Below are 18074 nucleotides of genomic sequence, written 5' to 3' on the forward strand. Positions count from 1 at the left end.
TAGTGATCCGGTGGTTCTGTATGGAAGGGCCATCGCTCAACGGATAAAAGGTACTCCGGGGATAACAGGCTGATACCGCCCAAGAGTTCATATCGACGGCGGTGTTTGGCACCTCGATGTCGGCTCATCACATCCTGGGGCTGAAGCCGGTCCCAAGGGTATGGCTGTTCGCCATTTAAAGTGGTACGCGAGCTGGGTTTAGAACGTCGTGAGACAGTTCGGTCCCTATCTGCCGTGGACGTTTGAGATTTGAGAGGGGCTGCTCCTAGTACGAGAGGACCGGAGTGGACGAACCTCTGGTGTTCCGGTTGTCACGCCAGTGGCATTGCCGGGTAGCTATGTTCGGAAGAGATAACCGCTGAAAGCATCTAAGCGGGAAACTTGCCTCAAGATGAGATCTCACTGGGATCTTGAATCCCCTAAAGGGCCGTCGAAGACTACGACGTTGATAGGTTGGGTGTGTAAGCGCTGTGAGGCGTTGAGCTAACCAATACTAATTGCCCGTGAGGCTTGACCATATAACACCCAAGCAATTTGCTGACGCAGATTGCGGTGGTGAAGACGAAAGACCCGAAAATTCGTGCTTTACACAAGAGCTTCGCAAATATCGCATATCCGAATTCGCTGGGCTGTCCATCTGGACATTCTGGCAACAGAATTTCTTGACGACCATAGAGCATTGGAACCACCTGATCCCATCCCGAACTCAGTAGTGAAACGATGCATCGCCGATGGTAGTGTGGGGTTTCCCCATGTGAGAGTAGGTCATCGTCAAGATTCATTTCGCAAAACCCCTATCTGCGCATGCAGGTAGGGGTTTTGTCTTTAAGTAGAAGCTCATGCTTCGTCCTGGTAAGCCGCAAGGTCAGCCAGTTGCAGTAAAAAGGTGGTTGACAGTGTTTTTGAATGCTGTATTATTCACCTCCCGCGACGAGAGATCGAAGCGAGTTAAGTGTCTGAAGTTAAACGAGTTTCTCGCAAAAAACTTCAAAATAAACGCTTGACAGGCTCTGAGGAAAGCGTAGAATGCGCGCCTCGGTTGAGACGAAAAGCTCTTAACCAAACGCTCTTTAACAAATCGAATCAAGCAATTCGTGTGGGTGCTTGTGAGTATGGACTGATAGTCAAAAAGATTATCAGCATCACAAGTGACCATGCGAGAAATCACATAGTCATTTGAGATTGCTGAGCCAAGTTTAGGGTTTCTTAAAAACCCAAGCAGTATTGAACTGAAGAGTTTGATCATGGCTCAGATTGAACGCTGGCGGCAGGCCTAACACATGCAAGTCGAGCGGATGACGGGAGCTTGCTCCTTGATTCAGCGGCGGACGGGTGAGTAATGCCTAGGAATCTGCCTGGTAGTGGGGGACAACGTTTCGAAAGGAACGCTAATACCGCATACGTCCTACGGGAGAAAGCAGGGGACCTTCGGGCCTTGCGCTATCAGATGAGCCTAGGTCGGATTAGCTAGTTGGTGGGGTAATGGCTCACCAAGGCGACGATCCGTAACTGGTCTGAGAGGATGATCAGTCACACTGGAACTGAGACACGGTCCAGACTCCTACGGGAGGCAGCAGTGGGGAATATTGGACAATGGGCGAAAGCCTGATCCAGCCATGCCGCGTGTGTGAAGAAGGTCTTCGGATTGTAAAGCACTTTAAGTTGGGAGGAAGGGCAGTAAGTTAATACCTTGCTGTTTTGACGTTACCGACAGAATAAGCACCGGCTAACTCTGTGCCAGCAGCCGCGGTAATACAGAGGGTGCAAGCGTTAATCGGAATTACTGGGCGTAAAGCGCGCGTAGGTGGTTTGTTAAGTTGGATGTGAAAGCCCCGGGCTCAACCTGGGAACTGCATCCAAAACTGGCAAGCTAGAGTACGGTAGAGGGTGGTGGAATTTCCTGTGTAGCGGTGAAATGCGTAGATATAGGAAGGAACACCAGTGGCGAAGGCGACCACCTGGACTGATACTGACACTGAGGTGCGAAAGCGTGGGGAGCAAACAGGATTAGATACCCTGGTAGTCCACGCCGTAAACGATGTCAACTAGCCGTTGGAATCCTTGAGATTTTAGTGGCGCAGCTAACGCATTAAGTTGACCGCCTGGGGAGTACGGCCGCAAGGTTAAAACTCAAATGAATTGACGGGGGCCCGCACAAGCGGTGGAGCATGTGGTTTAATTCGAAGCAACGCGAAGAACCTTACCAGGCCTTGACATGCAGAGAACTTTCCAGAGATGGATTGGTGCCTTCGGGAACTCTGACACAGGTGCTGCATGGCTGTCGTCAGCTCGTGTCGTGAGATGTTGGGTTAAGTCCCGTAACGAGCGCAACCCTTGTCCTTAGTTACCAGCACGTTATGGTGGGCACTCTAAGGAGACTGCCGGTGACAAACCGGAGGAAGGTGGGGATGACGTCAAGTCATCATGGCCCTTACGGCCTGGGCTACACACGTGCTACAATGGTCGGTACAGAGGGTTGCCAAGCCGCGAGGTGGAGCTAATCTCACAAAACCGATCGTAGTCCGGATCGCAGTCTGCAACTCGACTGCGTGAAGTCGGAATCGCTAGTAATCGCGAATCAGAATGTCGCGGTGAATACGTTCCCGGGCCTTGTACACACCGCCCGTCACACCATGGGAGTGGGTTGCACCAGAAGTAGCTAGTCTAACCTTCGGGGGGACGGTTACCACGGTGTGATTCATGACTGGGGTGAAGTCGTAACAAGGTAGCCGTAGGGGAACCTGCGGCTGGATCACCTCCTTAATCGACGACATCAGCCTGCTGATGAGCTCCCACACGAATTGCTTGATTCATTGTCGAAGACGTTTTTCCTGGTCAGAACCTGGAAATGAGCATTCGCATCGAATGTTGATTTCTGGCTTTTGTCAGATCGTTCTTTAAAAATTCGGATATGTGATAGATATAGACTGAACACCAGTTTCACTGCTGGTGGATCAGGCTAAGGTAAAATTTGTGAGTTCTGCTCGAAAGAGCAACGTACGAATTTTCGGCGAATGTCGTCTTCACAGTATAACCAGATTGCTTGGGGTTATATGGTCAAGTGAAGAAGCGCATACGGTGGATGCCTTGGCAGTCAGAGGCGATGAAAGACGTGGTAGCCTGCGATAAGCTTTGGGGAGTCGGCAAACAGACTGTGATCCAGAGATCTCTGAATGGGGGAACCCAGCCAGCATAAGCTGGTTATCTTGTACTGAATACATAGGTGCAAGAGGCGAACCAGGGGAACTGAAACATCTAAGTACCCTGAGGAAAAGAAATCAACCGAGATTCCCTTAGTAGTGGCGAGCGAACGGGGACCAGCCCTTAAGTTGATTTGAGATTAGTGGAACGCTCTGGAAAGTGCGGCCATAGTGGGTGATAGCCCCGTACACGAAAATCTCTTGTCAATGAAATCGAGTAGGACGGAGCACGAGAAACTTTGTCTGAATATGGGGGGACCATCCTCCAAGGCTAAATACTACTGACTGACCGATAGTGAACCAGTACCGTGAGGGAAAGGCGAAAAGAACCCCGGAGAGGGGAGTGAAATAGAACCTGAAACCGTATGCGTACAAGCAGTGGGAGCCTACTTTGTTAGGTGACTGCGTACCTTTTGTATAATGGGTCAGCGACTTATATTCAGTGGCGAGCTTAACCGAATAGGGGAGGCGTAGCGAAAGCGAGTCTTAATAGGGCGTTTAGTCGCTGGGTATAGACCCGAAACCGGGCGATCTATCCATGGGCAGGTTGAAGGTTAGGTAACACTGACTGGAGGACCGAACCGACTACCGTTGAAAAGTTAGCGGATGACCTGTGGATCGGAGTGAAAGGCTAATCAAGCTCGGAGATAGCTGGTTCTCCTCGAAAGCTATTTAGGTAGCGCCTCATGTATCACTGTAGGGGGTAGAGCACTGTTTCGGCTAGGGGGTCATCCCGACTTACCAAACCGATGCAAACTCCGAATACCTACAAGTGCCGAGCATGGGAGACACACGGCGGGTGCTAACGTCCGTCGTGAAAAGGGAAACAACCCAGACCGTCAGCTAAGGTCCCAAAGTCATGGTTAAGTGGGAAACGATGTGGGAAGGCTTAGACAGCTAGGAGGTTGGCTTAGAAGCAGCCACCCTTTAAAGAAAGCGTAATAGCTCACTAGTCGAGTCGGCCTGCGCGGAAGATGTAACGGGGCTCAAACCATGCACCGAAGCTACGGGTATCATCTTATGATGATGCGGTAGAGGAGCGTTCTGTAAGCCTGTGAAGGTGAGTTGAGAAGCTTGCTGGAGGTATCAGAAGTGCGAATGCTGACATGAGTAACGACAATGCGAGTGAAAAACTCGCACGCCGAAAGACCAAGGTTTCCTGCGCAACGTTAATCGACGCAGGGTTAGTCGGTCCCTAAGGCGAGGCTGAAAAGCGTAGTCGATGGAAAACAGGTTAATATTCCTGTACTTCCAGTTATTGCGATGGAGGGACGGAGAAGGTTAGGCCAGCCTGGCGTTGGTTGTCCAGGTTTAAGGTGGTAGGCTGAAATCTTAGGCAAATCCGGGATTTCAAGGCCGAGAGCTGATGACGAGTTGCCTTCAGGCGACGAAGTGGTTGATACCATGCTTCCAAGAAAAGCTCCTAAGCTTCAGATAACTGGGAACCGTACCCCAAACCGACACAGGTGGTTAGGTAGAGAATACCAAGGCGCTTGAGAGAACTCGGGTGAAGGAACTAGGCAAAATGGCACCGTAACTTCGGGAGAAGGTGCGCCGGCGAGGGTGAAGGACTTGCTCCGTAAGCCCATGCCGGTCGAAGATACCAGGCCGCTGCGACTGTTTATTAAAAACACAGCACTCTGCAAACACGAAAGTGGACGTATAGGGTGTGACGCCTGCCCGGTGCCGGAAGGTTAATTGATGGGGTTAGCGCAAGCGAAGCTCTTGATCGAAGCCCCGGTAAACGGCGGCCGTAACTATAACGGTCCTAAGGTAGCGAAATTCCTTGTCGGGTAAGTTCCGACCTGCACGAATGGCGTAACGATGGCGGCGCTGTCTCCACCCGAGACTCAGTGAAATTGAAATCGCTGTGAAGATGCAGTGTATCCGCGGCTAGACGGAAAGACCCCGTGAACCTTTACTATAGCTTTGCACTGGACTTTGAATTTGCTTGTGTAGGATAGGTGGGAGGCTTTGAAGTGGGGACGCCAGTTCTCATGGAGCCATCCTTGAAATACCACCCTGGCAACTTTGAGGTTCTAACTCAGGTCCGTTATCCGGATCGAGGACAGTGTATGGTGGGTAGTTTGACTGGGGCGGTCTCCTCCCAAAGAGTAACGGAGGAGTACGAAGGTGCGCTCAGACCGGTCGGAAATCGGTCGTAGAGTATAAAGGCAAAAGCGCGCTTGACTGCGAGACAAACACGTCGAGCAGGTACGAAAGTAGGTCTTAGTGATCCGGTGGTTCTGTATGGAAGGGCCATCGCTCAACGGATAAAAGGTACTCCGGGGATAACAGGCTGATACCGCCCAAGAGTTCATATCGACGGCGGTGTTTGGCACCTCGATGTCGGCTCATCACATCCTGGGGCTGAAGCCGGTCCCAAGGGTATGGCTGTTCGCCATTTAAAGTGGTACGCGAGCTGGGTTTAGAACGTCGTGAGACAGTTCGGTCCCTATCTGCCGTGGACGTTTGAGATTTGAGAGGGGCTGCTCCTAGTACGAGAGGACCGGAGTGGACGAACCTCTGGTGTTCCGGTTGTCACGCCAGTGGCATTGCCGGGTAGCTATGTTCGGAAGAGATAACCGCTGAAAGCATCTAAGCGGGAAACTTGCCTCAAGATGAGATCTCACTGGGATCTTGAATCCCCTAAAGGGCCGTCGAAGACTACGACGTTGATAGGTTGGGTGTGTAAGCGCTGTGAGGCGTTGAGCTAACCAATACTAATTGCCCGTGAGGCTTGACCATATAACACCCAAGCAATTTGCTGACGCAGATTGCGGTGGTGAAGACGAAAGACCCGAAAATTCGTGCTTTACACAAGAGCTTCGCAAATATCGCATATCCGAATTCGCTGGGCTGTCCATCTGGACATTCTGGCAACAGAATTTCTTGACGACCATAGAGCATTGGAACCACCTGATCCCATCCCGAACTCAGTAGTGAAACGATGCATCGCCGATGGTAGTGTGGGGTTTCCCCATGTGAGAGTAGGTCATCGTCAAGATTCATTTCGCAAAACCCCTATCTGCACATGCAGGTAGGGGTTTTGTCTTTAAGTAGGAACTACAGAGATTCGCAGGCACGTCCTAGGGACGGGCCAGCACACAGAATTTCTTGACGACCATAGAGCATTGGAACCACCTGATCCCATCCCGAACTCAGCAGTGAAACGATGCATCGCCGATGGTAGTGTGGGGTTTCCCCATGTGAGAGTAGGTCATCGTCAAGATTCAAACCCAAAGCCCCTGTCTGCGATGCAGACAGGGGCTTTGTCTTTTCCGGGTTTCAATATCGGTTAGAACTGATAGCTGACCGTGGCGCTCACATTGCGCTCTTCACCCATGTAGCAGTAGTTCAGGCTGGCACATGAGGTGATGTAGCTTTCATTGGTAAGGTTGTTGGCGTTCAAGCGCACATCCACACCCGTCAGGCCGAGCTTGCCCAGGTCATAGCCGATCGAGGCGTCGAACAGGGTGTAGGAAGGCACCTTCATGCTGTTTTCCGCATCGACCCAGCTGTACCCCACATATCGCACCCCACCGCCCAGCCGCAGGCCATCCAGTGCCCCCTGGCGGAAGTTATAGTCGGCCCACAGCGAGAGCATCTGTTTCGGCGCCTGAGTCGGCGAATTACCCTTGTTGTCCAAGTCGCCCGACACAAGGCTCGGCATTGACTTCGAATACTCGATATCGGTGAAGGTATAGCCACCCAGCAGTTTGAGGCTGTCGGTCAGTTGCACATGGGCCTCCAGCTCCAGCCCTTGCGAGCGGACTTCACCGACAGGGCGGTAGAAGTCTTCGTCAGGCTGTTTAGACGCCAAATTCTCCTGCTCGATGCGGAACACCGATGCGGTGAACAGGTTGTCGCTCCCTGGTGGCTGATATTTGATGCCGGCTTCCCACTGAGTGCCCTCCGTCGGCGCCAGCGGCCGGCCTTGCTGGTCGGACACGGTGTTCGGGTTGAACGACTCCGAGTAGCTGATGTAGGGCGCAATGCCGTTCTCGAACAGGTAGAGCACTCCAGCCCGGGAGGTGAACCTGGAGCGTTGATCACTGACCTTGCTGTCGCTGTCACGGTTCTCTTCGGACACCTTCACCCAGTCCTGGCGCAGTCCCAAGGAAAAGCGCCACTGGTCCAGCTCCACCAGATCCTGCAGGTACACGCCCGTTTGTTGCAAACGCCGCTGGTAGCGGTTCTCGCCCAGTACCTGAAGGTTGCCATTGCCGTACTGCGGATTGCCAGCATCCAGCGGGTCGACGGTGCCATAACGCCATGTCACGTCGGCTTTGCGCCGCTGGTAGTCAGCCCCCAAGAGCAGGGTGTGCTTGGCTGCCCCAGTAAAAAACTCTGCCTGCAGCATGTTATCAATGATGTATGAATGCAGGCGCTCGTCGCCGCCGGTATAGGCGCGGTTTAGCCTATTGCTGTCCACATCTGCCCAGCCGGCGGAGTACACCTGGTCCATCGACACGTCGGAATCCTGATAGCGAAAGTTCTGCCGCGCGGTGAACACATCATTGAAGCGGTGCTCAAACTGGTAGCTGAAGGATTGCTGCGTGCGCTCGTAGTTGTCGATGCTCGGCTCGCCTTCGAAGAAATGGTCTGACAGGCGCAAGCCGTTGCGCTTGTGCAGCATACCGTCTGCAGGGTTGCCGCCGTGGTACCCACCGTTAGGGTCGTGCTGCAAATAGGCCTGCAGCGTGAGTGAGGTGTCTTCGGTGAAGTCGACACTGATAGCAGGGGCGATGGCGTAACGTTCTTCCTTGTTGTGGTCGAACTGAGTGTCGGAAGCGTCCGCCAAACCCGTCAGGCGATACGCAATGCGTTTGTCGTCATCCACAGGACCACTGAAGTCGAAGCCCACGCCACGCTGGCCCTGAGTACCCATAGTGGCCTGAACCTGATGGTAAGGAGCAAAGAGTGGCTTCTTGGTGGTCAGGGCTACCAGGCCACCCGGCGAGCTTCGCCCGTACAGTACCGAAGACGGTCCCTTGAGAATGTCGATGCGCTCAAGGAAGTATGGGTCTACCTGCATGGTGCTGTAGGTGCCGTTGTCTCCCATTGACTTGAGCCCATCGACGTAGATGTTGTCCACCGAGCCGTCGTTGAAGCCGCGCATGGCTACATAGTCATAGCGATGAGTGGCACCGTACGGGTTGGTCAGTACTCCAGGCGTGTAGCGCATTGCTTGGGCAACGGTCTGAGAGCCCTGATCATCCATTTGCTGGCGAGTAACTACCGAGACTGATTGGGATGTCTCCACCAAGGGCATGCTGGTCTTGGTCGCCACCTGGCTGTGCGTGGCGTTGTAACCCTCCATGCTGCCCAGTGCGTTGCCGAGGGAGAAACTACGGATGTCGGTGTCTGGCAATGCCAGGGCGGCGTTCTGACGCTGTGCCTGCAGCACATAGTTACGTCCCCCCTGGCTGACGGCTTCCAGTCCGCTGCCATTCAGCAACTGGCGCAGCGCCTGATCGGCTGTGTACTGCCCCTGCAGTCCGTTGGAATGCAGGCCATCGGTCAGCTGAGGCGTGCTCGATAGGGTGATCCCGGCCTGGCGAGCGATTGTGTTGAGCACGTCGGTCAGTTGGCCAGCTGGTATTGCATAGTGTTGGCTCACTTCGGCTGTGTCGGCCGCAACGGAAAGTTGCGGAACAGTTGCCAGGCCCAGGGCGGTACCAAACAGAACAGCCCGGATGGCATGGCGCAAGTGAGCTGATTGCAGGACTGGACGAAAATCATTCGGGCTGAAAGTGTGGGTTAACACTGGGTTGGTAGACATGAAGGGTCCGTTAAAGTGTCGAGGGCAGAAAGTGTTGCTTACTGTCCTAGCCGGACCTGGATTCAAAACCCGCCAGAAATCGATAACGCCTTATCAGGTGATGCTCTCTACATGCACCCACCAGCGTGTACGCCGACGAAGTCGTACGGGCAACGTCTGCGGTAGCAGCCGAAGCAGTTGCTCCGGGTCTTCGAGGCGGAACACCCCCGACAGGCGCAGGTCGGCAATCTCATTGCTGCAGCCCAGGTAACCATGGCGATAGCGGCTGACCTGCGCGAGGAAGTTGGAGAGGCGCATGTCCTGAGTGACGATCAACCCTTCAGTCCAGGCCATCGCATCCATGTCCATGTGCGCGAGCCGGTGCGCACCTTGAGCATCCAGGCGCCAGTTCTGGCCACCTTCGATCCACTGAAGTTGGCCAGCACCAGGCCGGTGTATCGCCACTTTGCCGTGGCTGACGCTGACACGTGTGCAGTCGCTATCCTGATAGGCCACAAAGCGTCCTTCGAAGCCTTCCAGCAGCGCGTCGCGGGTTTCTACCAGTAGGGGATGCCGGGGGTTGCAGTTGATCATCAATTCCCCAAGCTTCAGGCGGACCAGACGCTGTTGATCATGGAAGGCCAGGTCCACGGCACTGCAGGTATTGAGTTGCATCAGCGAGCCATCGGGCAGGGTGAAGACGCGTCGCTCGCCCGTGCCGGTGGCATAGTCTGACGTCCAGGCACTCACAGTATCGAGGTCTTTGGCCAGCCAGCTCGCCGACCCTGCCATGACAACGCCGCCAAGCAGCTTCAGCGCCTGTCGACGGCGCAGGCGCTGCTGGCTGGTTTCCAGTGTCTGCAATGCCAGCCCGGCACCCGGGATAGCGCGCAGGTCAAGGTCCTTATGAAGGTGAACCATACGCTGCCAGGCCTGTTCGTTTTCGTGGTGGCTGCTGCGCCATTGCGCGCACTGTTGTTGCAGAGCTGGATCGTGCCCGCTCTCACGCAGCCGCAGCATCCACTGAATGGCCTGCCTGACCGTTTTTGTATCAGGGCGTGCGACGGTCATGGATTCAGCAGTCGTCTTCATAGCGCAGCACGTAGCAGTGATAGAGCGCATTGGCGATGTAGCGCTCAACGGTGCGCACGGAGATCCCCATCTGTTCGGCGATGGCCTGATGCTTCAGCCCCTCGCATTGAGCCAGCAGGAATGCGCGACGTACCTTGGGTTTGAGGCCGTCGAGCATGCGTGCAATACGCTCAAGCAATTCCAGCAGCAGCTCGCGGGTCTCGACTGAGGGGACCAGTGCTTCCGGCACATGGGCCAAAGCCTCCAGATAGGCCCTGTGCAGTTCCTCGCGGCGCCAATGATCGATCACCAGCCCACGCGCTACCGTGCGCAGGAAGGCCCTGGGCGCATTCAGCTGCAATTGTTCACGACGCTGTAGCAAGCGGACGAAGGTATCCTGGGCGAGGTCAGCCGCATCGGCTGCGTTGCCGAGCTTGCTACGCAGCCAGGTATGCAACCAGCCGTGGTGGTCACTGTAGAGCGTTTGCACGGAATCGTTGCTGGGCATGGAGGAGGGCGCCGGCATCAATGGACGTTAATGATAATTAGTCTCATTGTTGGCGGAGCAAGATTAATTTGCAACCCATCAGTTAACGCGTAAAGCCGGTAATGGGCTAACGCCCCAATTGCGTATCCAGGTAATTGCGGATCACCCGCGCCCCGCCATTGAGGTGCCGTTCCAGCACCGCTACCGCTTCGTCCACCAGCTTGTCGCTGGCTGCATCTACCAGTGCGTTGTGATCGTCCTGAGTGAGCTTGCCCAGGCCCATGGACGAAAGATGGAAGCGCAGGAAGCGTTCTTCCTCGTTCAGTTCGTTCTCGATAAGGCGCAGTAGTTTCTTGTTCGGCGCCTTGCTGTACAGCGCCATGTGGAGCAGGCGGTTGAGGCGGCCAATTTCGGTGTGGCTGGTCTCGTTCTCCAGTTGCTGGATATACCCGCGGGCGCTGGCGATGTCGCTGGCATCAAGCAGCGGGATAGACTGGCGCAGCGCCTCGCTCTCGAGCAATACGCGAAGGGCATAGGTGTCCACTGCATCCTCGCCGATCAGCGGTGCAACGACGGCGCCCTTGTGCATCTCCACTTTCAACAGGGATTGCGCTTCGAGCTGGCGCAGGGCTTCGCGCACGGGCATGCGACTGACGCCGTACAGGGTGGCGAGCTCTTGTTGGCGAACGGCAGTACCAGGGGGCAAGCGACCATCGAGAATGGCGCTGCGCAGGCGTTCTTCGATCACGGCACGGGCCTGATGCGGCGGCAACTGCTCGCTGGCCAGCACATTGCTCAATTTGATTTTCTTGGCCACGCGACGCCTGCCTCAACGATGACTGTATTGGATCCAATGACACTAGTAACAGCTTGTGAGGGTGTCAAACCTGCACCCACACTGGTACGGGCGCCCCAAAAGCGCGGCTATGGTGGAGGAAGTCGCACGTCAAAGGAAGCTGCCTATAGAAAGATGTAAGCAGAAAGTATAGGCGGGCTGACAGCCGGGTGCGTGATTGCAGGGTGCCATTGTCTTTTGCGGTGGCAAGCCCCACCATCGCTGCTTTCGACTGGTCTGAACAGGGCTTCGCAGTGGCGATATCCTGGTTGCTCAAAACCGTAGTGCGCTATGTCGGCTTTGCCGTGCTGCTGGGCAGTCTTCTGCTGGGCGGCTTGCACGCGGATTGGGATTTCTCCCAGATCAGCCGCAAGTCGCAGGCTCTGTACGGCCCACTAGGTGCCGGGCAGGGTCGCATCGATGCCTGGCAGAGCCTGATGGCCACGCAGAAGCAGGGTACCGAGCTTGAAAGGTTGCAAGTGGTCAACCGCTTCTTCAACCAGCAATTGCGGTATGTCGAGGATATCGATCTGTGGCATGAGGTCGACTACTGGGCCACACCTGTGCAGGCACTGATCAAAGGTGCAGGGGACTGCGAGGATTACGCCATCGCCAAATATTTCAGTCTACGGCGCATGGGAATCCCCAGCGAAAAACTGCGCATCACCTACGTCAAGGCGCTGCGGCAGAACCGGGCACACATGGTCCTGACCTATTATTCAAGCCCACAGGCCCAGCCTTTGGTGCTGGACAGTCTGATGGATGCCATAAAGCCGGCAAGCCAGCGTACCGACCTGCTGCCGGTGTACGCCTTCAATGGCGAGGGGTTGTGGCTGACGGGCGCGGCAGGGAACAAGAAGGTTGGTGATACCAAGCGGCTGTCACGCTGGCAGGATTTGTTGAAGAAAATGCAGGCCGAAGGGTTCCCGGCCGAGCCGGTTTACTGAAGGAGCACAGATGTCACTGTTCAAACAATTGCTGTTGGCCATTTGCCTGTTCCTGGTGGTCGCCTTCAGTGGCAGTTTCATGGTCAGCCTGGAAAGCTCGCGCAGCCAGTACGTCAACCAGCTGCGCTCGCACGCCCAGGATGCGGCCACCGCACTGGCGCTTTCGCTGACGCCGAATATCGACGACCCAGCGATGGTCGAGCTGATGGTCAGCTCGATTTTCGACAGTGGTTACTATGCAAGCATCAAGGTCGTCGACCTGGGTTCCAACGCCGTGCTGGTGGAGCGTCACGCCGAGCCAGACCCTGGTGGTGTGCCGCTTTGGTTCGTGCGCCTGATCGGCCTCGAGGCCGCCGGCGGCGATGCAATCGTCAGTCGTGGCTGGCAGCAGGCCGCGCGCGTTGAAGTGATCAGCCACCCGATGTTCGCCATTGCCAAGCTTTGGCAAAGCGCCTTGGGCAGCCTGGGTTGGTTGCTGTTGTGCGGTGCGGCCAGTGCCGTGCTCGGTGCTTTGCTGTTGCGCCGCCAGTTGAGGCCGCTGGACTACATGGTAGAGCAATCTCACGCTATTGCCCGCCGCGAATTCCTCAGCCTGCCAGAGTTGCCACGCACGCCGGAGCTACGCCGCGTAGTGCAAGCGATGAACCAGATGGTCGAGAAACTCAAAGCCCTGTTCACCGAGCAGGCCGAGCGCAGTGAGCGGCTGCGTGCGGAGTCCTACCAGGACAGCCTGACCGGGCTGTCGAACCGCCGCTATTTTGAAATGCAGCTGAACAATCGGGTAAGCAACCTGGAAGACGCGCGCGCCGGTTACCTGCTGTTGCTGCGGGTTCAGGGCCTGGCTGGCCTGAACGCCCGCCTTGGCGGCCAGCGTACCGACCAGTTGTTGCAAGCGGTAGGTGAACAGCTGCGTCGTACTTGTGCCAGCTACCCGGAAACCAACGACCTCATTTCCCGCAGCCGCGGCGGCGAGTTTGCAGTGCTGGCACCGGGCATGGTGCATGAGGAGGCAGTACACCTTGCCCAGGCTCTGGAGGCAACGTTGCAGAGCCTGCACGAAACGGGGGCCAGTGATATCGACCCGGTGGCTTGTATAGGCCTGGCGCCATTCAGCCCTGGTGATTCACCCCAGGCATTGCTGAAGCTGGCCGACGAGGCTCTGGCCCGCGCTGAGAACCAGCCAACGCCGGGCTGGGTATGCCTTGAGCAAGGTGTTGCTGCGGTTGCTGCGGATAGTCAGCATGCCTGGCACGAACGGCTCGACCAAGCGTTCATCAATGGGCATTTCGAGTTGTTCTTCCAGCCAGTGATAGAGTGCGCTTCCTCGCAACGGGTACTGCACCACAAAGTTATTTCGCGTTTGCGCGATGGCCAGGGCGAGGCCTTGCCGGCGGGCCGCTTCCTGCCTTGGCTGGAGCGCTTCGGCTGGATGCCGCGGCTGGATGTGCTGGTGCTGGAGAAAGTGTTGGCGCACCTGCGAGGGCATGACCAAGTGCTGGCGTTGAACCTGTCCGCCGCCACCCTGGCCGACCCCAAGGCCCTTCAGCGCGTTTTCGAGCTGCTGGGCCAGAATGCGGCGCTCGGTCCGCGGCTGGTTTTTGAAATTGGCGAGGAGCAGTTGCCTGAGCAGGCAGCGTTGGAGCAACTCACCCGGCGCCTGCATGGGCTTGGCTTCGGGTTGGCTTTGCAACGCTTCGGTGGGCGCTTCAGCATGATTGGCAACCTGGCGCATTTGGGCCTGGCGTACCTGAAGATTGACGGCAGTTACATCCGCAACATCGATCATGAGCAGCACAAGCGGCTGTTCATCGAAGCGATCCAGCGTGCGGCGCATAGCATCGACCTGCCGCTGATTGCCGAGCGAGTCGAGACGGAAGGGGAGCGGTTGGTGTTGCTGGAGATGGGAGTAGGCGGGATTCAGGGGCAACTGGTGGGTGAGCCTGCGCCTTGGCGCTGAATGGCCTCTCGCGTGCCGCTGTAGGCGTGGGCTAGAGCCGCAAAAGGGCCGCGTAGCGGCCCCCAGGTTCACGTAGCGATTTGCAGGGCTGCTTGTACAGCCCTGTCGCGACATGAGGCCGCTCCTAAAGCAATGGCGAAACCCGCAGGTTGGCTATCACCGCTCGCGCAGCGCTTCCGAACGCGCCTTCATGATCGGCTTGAGCAGGTAGCTCATGATGGTTTTCTTGCCTGTCATGATGTCCACCGTCGCCACCATCCCCGGAATGATCAGCAGTGGCTTCTCGTCAGTCCCCAGGTGGCTGCGATCAGTGCGCAGCTTGATCAGGTAATACGTAGTCTTCTTGTCTTCATCGGTAATGGTGTCGGCGCCAATCTGCTCCAGCTTGGCCTTGAGCCCACCGTAGATGGTGTAGTCATACGCGGTGAACTTGACCGTCGCTTCCTGGCCAGGGTGCAGGAAGGCGATGTCTTTGGGCAAAATTTTCGCCTCAATGACCAGCGTGTCGTCCAGCGGCACGACTTCGATGATATCACTGCCTGGCTGGATTACCCCGCCAATGGTGTTCACCAGCAGTTGCTTGACGATACCGCGTACGGGCGAGGTGACCAGTGTGCGGTGCACCCGGTCGTCCAGCGCCTTGCTGGTGGCGGTAGCCTTGTTCAGTTCGGTGCGTGCCTCGTTCAGCTGGGTCAGCGCTTCGCTTCGGAACTTGCCACGCGTCTCTTCGATCTTGCTTTGCACCTCGCGTATGGCCGCCTCTGCGCGCGGGATCGCCAGCGCAGTGGAGTCCAGCTGACCGCGGTTTTCCACTTCAGCACGGCGCAGGCGCAGCACTTCAACCTGGGAAATCGCGCCGGTTGCCACCAGCGGTTCGGACATGCTGATTTCCTTGCGCAGCAGCTCGAGGCTGTTGGCGTACTGGGTGCGTTTGGAGCTGTATTCGCGCAGCTCCTGCTGGCGTTGGACCAACTGCTGTTGCAGGCCGCCAATTTCGTCCTGCAGTTGCTGGCGCCGGCTCTGGTACAGCGACTCCTCACTGGCCGCCTGGTTTGGCGCGGCTTTACGCAGCTTTTCGTCGATAATCAGCGGGCGGTCCTCTACCTCGGCACTCAAACGTTCGACTCGCAGGGCCATGGCCAGGCGGTCAGCCTCGGTTTCACCAACGTTGGAGGCGAAGCGGGTTTCATCCAGGCGCAGCAATGGCTGGCCCACTTCGACGATCTGCCCCTCCTTGGCGAAGATTTCGGCGACGATGCCGCCCTCCAGGTTCTGGATCTTCTGCACCTTGGAAGACGGAATGGCCTTGCCTTCACCCCGCGTAACTTCGTCGATGGGCGCGACGCTGGCCCATACAATCAAGAACACGAAGAACAGGATCACGCCCCAGATGGTCAGCCGCACCACGCGCGGTGCATCTTCGATCAGGGCCTTGTTCACCTCGGGCAGCGGCTGGCCGCCAAGCGAGTCGCTGCCTTTGAAATAGCGCCGCAGGCCGTCCTTGAACTGCCCCATATCCAGCTTATGCAACACTGATCTGCCCCTTCTTCAGTGCATCCATGACCGCGGCTTTCGGGCCGTCGGCGACAATCTGCCCGCGATCGATCACGATCAGCCGGTCTACCAGCGACAGCAATGAGGCACGGTGCGTGACCAGCAGTACCGTCTTGCCCTCCACCACCGCTTGCAGGCGCTGCTTGAGGCGTTCTTCACCGGTGTTGTCCATGGCGCTGGTCGGCTCGTCCAGCAGCAGGATCTGCGGGTTGAGCAGCAGCGCACGGCCCAAGGCGACGTTCTGCCGCTGGCCGCCGGACAGGTTTTGCCCGCGTTCACCCACTTGCAGCTCGTAGCCGTCGGGGTGCAGCCGGGCGAATTCATGTACGCCCGCCAGTTCAGCGGCCTGCAGGATCAATTCGTCCTCGATGTAGCGGGCGCCGCTGACCAGGTTGTCACGCAAGGTGCCGGCCAGCAGCTGGATATCCTGGGGGACGTAGCCGATGTTGTGGCGCAGTTCGCTGACATCGATCTGGCGAATGTCGACGCCATCAACCAGCAGCGAGCCACCATCGGCCTCGTACAGGCCGACGATGAGCTTGGCCAGCGAGCTCTTGCCGGAGCCGCTGCGGCCGATGATGCCGACCTTCTCGCCAGGGCGGATGGTCAGGTTGATATTCTTCAGGGCCAGGTTCTGCTGGTTCGGATAAGTGAAGTCGACCCCGCGGAACTCGACGCTGCCCTGCAGCACCTTGCGGCTCAGCGGGCGTTCTTCGAAGTTGCGCTCTTGCGGTAGATCCATCATGTGGTCGGTGGAGACCATGGTCACCTTGGCTTGCTGGTAGCGGGCCAGCAGGCCGTTGAGCTGGCCCAACGGGCCGAGGGCACGGCCGCTGAGCATGTAGCAAGCCACCAGGCCGCCCATGCTCAGGTTGCCGTCGATGATCAGGTACACGCCGACGCAGATCATTGCCACGCCTGCCAGTTGCTGGATCAGCAGGGTGATGTTCATCGCCAGGCTCGACAGCACTTTCACGCGCAGTTCCAGCCGGCTCAGGGTGCCGAGGGTTTGCTCCCACATATACTGGCGTTCGCTTTCGGCGTTGTTGACCTTTACCGCATCCAGACCCGCCAGGGTTTCGATCAGGCTGGACTGGCGCTCTGATGCCAAAGCCATGGTCCGCTCCATGGTCGCCATCAGTGGCCGCTGCAGGGCGTAGCCGATGCCCAGAGCCAGCGGGAAGGCGATGATCGGTATCCACACCAGGTGCCCGCCAATGATGGCGATGACGATCAAAATCAGGATGGTAAAGGGCAGGTCGATCAGGCTGGTCAGGGTCAGCGAGGCGAGGAAGTCGCGCAGGCCCTGGAACTCGTGAATGTTCTGGGCAAAGCTGCCTACCCGCGCCGGCCGGTACTTCATCGACATGCCGACGATACGTTCAAACAGCGTTGCCGAGATGATCAGGTCGGTCTTCTTGCCGGCCAGGTCCAGGCACAGGCCGCGAAGGCCTTTGAGGATCAGGTCGAAGATATACGCGCCGGCGATACCGATGGCCAGTACCCAGAGCGTCGAGGTGGCCTGGTTTGGCACCACTCGGTCATACACGTTCATCACGAACAGCGGCGCGGCCAAGGCGATCAGGTTGATCACCAGGCTGGCGGCGATGGCGTCGATATACAACCACTTGCTGCGCAGCAGGGTGTCGCGGAACCACGACTTCGCTCGTGGGATGAGGTTGCCGTGGTTGACATCGAACTTGTGCTGCGGCTGCGCGAAGAACACGCGGCCGCTGTAGTCGCTTAGCAGGGCTTCGCGGCTGACATGCACCTCGCCACCGTCGCTCTCGCTGAGTAGCAGGCGCGCGGTGTCATCGTTCTCCCAGCCGAGCAGGACGGCGCTGCGGCCCTCCTTGAGCAGCAGCATGGCCGGCATGGCGATACTCGGGATCTGCTCCAGCTTTCGCTGAAGCAGGCGCCCCTGCAGGCCAGCCCGGGCCGCGGCGCGCGGCAGCAGTTCAGGGCTCAGGCGCTGGGCGGGTAGCGGTAGGCCTGTTGTCAGCATGACCCGGCTGGCGGGCTTCTGGTGCAGGACACACAGGCTCAGCAGACTATCCAGCAGGGGATCGTCATGCTGACTGCGTGGATCGTGGCTGAGTTGGACTCGACTGACTTCGGATTCCACGCGGCGCTCTCTTCATCCTTGTGGTGGGTGGGGTGGGTGTGCCGTCGTTAAGGTCAGGCCGGCTCACCCTGGCATTCTTTGGTGCTGCAAAGCTGTGCTGATAAGGGTTATCACGCCCTGGTGCTGGAGCAGCT

Annotated in this window: 8 protein-coding genes and 6 rRNA genes (1 of these 14 running past the window's edge); 8 read left to right on the forward strand and 6 right to left on the reverse strand. The window is 57.3% G+C overall.

Annotation, left to right across the window (positions count from 1 at the left end):
* From LU682_RS00610 to rrf (LU682_RS00635), 6 genes are all read left to right on the forward strand, one after another.
* Positions 1-518, forward strand: a 23S ribosomal RNA gene (locus LU682_RS00610); it begins 2375 nt to the left of the window's first position.
* 143 nt (positions 519-661) lie between these two features.
* Positions 662-777: ribosomal RNA gene (gene rrf, locus LU682_RS00615) — 5S ribosomal RNA — on the forward strand.
* A 449-nt stretch (positions 778-1226) separates the two neighbouring features.
* Positions 1227-2763 (forward strand): 16S ribosomal RNA (locus LU682_RS00620).
* Positions 2764-3055: 292 nt separating this feature from the next.
* Positions 3056-5948, forward strand: a 23S ribosomal RNA gene (locus tag LU682_RS00625).
* A 143-nt stretch (positions 5949-6091) separates the two neighbouring features.
* Positions 6092-6207, forward strand: a 5S ribosomal RNA gene (gene rrf / locus LU682_RS00630).
* A gap of 109 nt (positions 6208-6316) precedes the next feature.
* A 5S ribosomal RNA gene (gene rrf, locus LU682_RS00635) occupies positions 6317-6432 on the forward strand.
* The 16S, 23S and 5S rRNA genes sit together here, the layout of an rRNA operon.
* Before the next feature lie 66 nt (positions 6433-6498).
* Here the strand turns inward: rrf (LU682_RS00635) and LU682_RS00640 are convergent.
* The 4 genes from LU682_RS00640 to LU682_RS00655 all read right to left on the reverse strand — a co-directional run bounded on the left by LU682_RS00640 (position 6499) and on the right by LU682_RS00655 (position 11339).
* Complete coding sequence (locus LU682_RS00640; RefSeq protein ID WP_049588104.1) at positions 6499-8913, reverse strand: TonB-dependent siderophore receptor; 2415 nt, start codon at positions 8911-8913, stop codon at positions 6499-6501.
* 165 nt (positions 8914-9078) lie between these two features.
* Positions 9079-10035, reverse strand: a complete 957-nt coding sequence (locus tag LU682_RS00645; protein WP_010951550.1) for a FecR family protein — start codon at positions 10033-10035, stop codon at positions 9079-9081.
* 4 nt (positions 10036-10039) lie between these two features.
* On the reverse strand, positions 10040-10543 hold the full coding sequence (locus LU682_RS00650; protein WP_049588107.1) for a sigma-70 family RNA polymerase sigma factor: 504 nt from the start codon (positions 10541-10543) through the stop codon (positions 10040-10042).
* Positions 10544-10649: 106 nt separating this feature from the next.
* Positions 10650-11339, reverse strand: coding sequence for a GntR family transcriptional regulator (locus LU682_RS00655; RefSeq protein ID WP_010951552.1), 690 nt, complete (start codon positions 11337-11339; stop codon positions 10650-10652).
* 203 nt (positions 11340-11542) lie between these two features.
* On the opposite strand from LU682_RS00655, the gene lapG reads away from it, so the two are divergent.
* Together lapG and lapD are read left to right on the forward strand one after the other, a co-directional pair.
* Positions 11543-12304 carry a cysteine protease LapG gene (lapG, locus tag LU682_RS00660; protein WP_172835033.1) on the forward strand — a complete coding sequence of 254 codons (762 nt, stop codon included), beginning with the start codon at positions 11543-11545 and terminating at the stop codon, positions 12302-12304.
* 10 nt (positions 12305-12314) lie between these two features.
* Positions 12315-14261, forward strand: a complete 1947-nt coding sequence (gene lapD / locus LU682_RS00665; protein ID WP_010951554.1) for a cyclic di-GMP receptor LapD — start codon at positions 12315-12317, stop codon at positions 14259-14261.
* A gap of 156 nt (positions 14262-14417) precedes the next feature.
* Here lapD and LU682_RS00670 read toward each other — a convergent pair whose 3' ends face one another.
* Both LU682_RS00670 and LU682_RS00675 read right to left on the reverse strand, forming a co-directional pair.
* Positions 14418-15776, reverse strand: coding sequence for an HlyD family type I secretion periplasmic adaptor subunit (locus tag LU682_RS00670; protein ID WP_172830945.1), 1359 nt, complete (start codon positions 15774-15776; stop codon positions 14418-14420).
* Positions 15777-15783: 7 nt separating this feature from the next.
* Entirely contained in the window at positions 15784-17940 is a 2157-nt protein-coding gene (locus LU682_RS00675) for a type I secretion system permease/ATPase (RefSeq protein WP_003256004.1), read from the reverse strand.
* Positions 17941-18074 lie beyond the last annotated feature (134 nt).

Origin of the sequence: Pseudomonas alloputida (genome assembly GCF_021283545.2) — a bacterium.
In the GTDB taxonomy this organism is placed as follows: Bacteria; Pseudomonadota; Gammaproteobacteria; order Pseudomonadales; family Pseudomonadaceae; genus Aquipseudomonas; species Aquipseudomonas alloputida.